This window comes from Psychrobacter immobilis, assembly GCF_904846185.1.
Taxonomy (GTDB): Bacteria; Pseudomonadota; Gammaproteobacteria; order Pseudomonadales; family Moraxellaceae; genus Psychrobacter; species Psychrobacter immobilis_B.
In genome coordinates this window covers 1-1,200 of record NZ_CAJGZQ010000057.1, presented here as the reverse complement: position 1 = coordinate 1,200, position 1,200 = coordinate 1, and the positions used below count along the sequence as shown (strand labels likewise).

Annotated in this window: 2 tRNA genes and 2 rRNA genes; all 4 read right to left on the bottom strand. The window is 45.3% G+C overall.

Going from position 1 to position 1,200, the window contains the following annotated elements:
* Nucleotides 1-391: ribosomal RNA gene (locus JMW94_RS14670) — 23S ribosomal RNA — on the bottom strand; the annotation flags it as partial.
* 341 nt (nucleotides 392-732) lie between these two features.
* Nucleotides 733-808: transfer RNA gene (locus JMW94_RS14665), tRNA-Ala, on the bottom strand.
* 9 nt (nucleotides 809-817) lie between these two features.
* A tRNA-Ile gene (locus JMW94_RS14660) sits at nucleotides 818-894 on the bottom strand.
* 75 nt (nucleotides 895-969) lie between these two features.
* Nucleotides 970-1,200, bottom strand: a 16S ribosomal RNA gene (locus tag JMW94_RS14655); the annotation flags it as partial.

Below are 1,200 nucleotides of genomic sequence, written 5' to 3'. Positions count from 1 at the left end.
TGGTCCCCCCATCTTCAAACAGGATTTCTCGTGCCCCGCTCTACTTAATATGTTAACGCTAATGTTTCGAATACAGGACTATCACCTACTACGGTCAGCTTTCCCACGCTGTTCTTCTACATTAGCACTAATCGGCTTCTCCCCGTTCGCTCGCCGCTACTTGGGGAATCTCATTTGATGTCTATTCCTAAGGGTACTGAGATGTTTCACTTCCCCTCGTTCGCTTCTTGTACAAGTACAAGATACCTACCTTATGGTAAGTGGGTTTCCCCATTCAGAAATCTCCGGATCACAGGATATTGCCGCCTCCCCGAAGCTTATCGCAGGCTGTCACGTCTTTCATCGCCTCTGACTGCCAAGGCATCCACCATGTGCGCTTCATTACTTGACCATACAACCCCAAGTAGTCTTTTAACTTCAAAGTGTTATATAAGTCTAATTATGATAACGATATCACCTATGTTTATACGCTTGATTCAGTTCTCTTTACTTTTTTAATAACTCACTACTGGGATAACAACTGATGTCGTTAAGTAGTGAGTTATTAAGGTTAGGAACAACGCGTGAACACGTGTTCCTAACCCAGACTCATATCTATGTTTTTAAATAGTTCTTACGCTCTCGTCGAGTCATAAGTTCTGTATAAAACAGAAAGAAATAATCGTATGATGTAATATCTGAATTATTTGTTTCTGTTTATGCTTGTTTATATAGTTACTATCGTATTTATTATGGTGGAGCCAAACGGAGTCGAACCGTTGACCTCCTGCGTGCAAGGCAGGCGCTCTACCAACTGAGCTATGGCCCCGTAAATAAATGGTAGGCCTGGGCAGACTTGAACTGCCGACCCCCGCGTTATCAACACGGTGCTCTAACCAGCTGAGCTACAGACCCAATTACGCTTGTTAAAACGTAAGCTTAAACTAAAGAACAACTTGTTGTGAATTCTTGCTGACCGAATGCCATCTATAAGGAGGTGATCCAGCCGCAGGTTCCCCTACGGCTACCTTGTTACGACTTCACCCCAGTCATCAACCACACCGTGGTGAACGCTCCCCCGAAGGTTAAGCTATCCACTTCTGGTGCAATCAACTCCCATGGTGTGACGGGCGGTGTGTACAAGGCCCGGGAACGTATTCACCGCGGCATTCTGATCCGCGATTACTAGCGATTCCTACTTCATGGAGTCGAGTTGCAGAC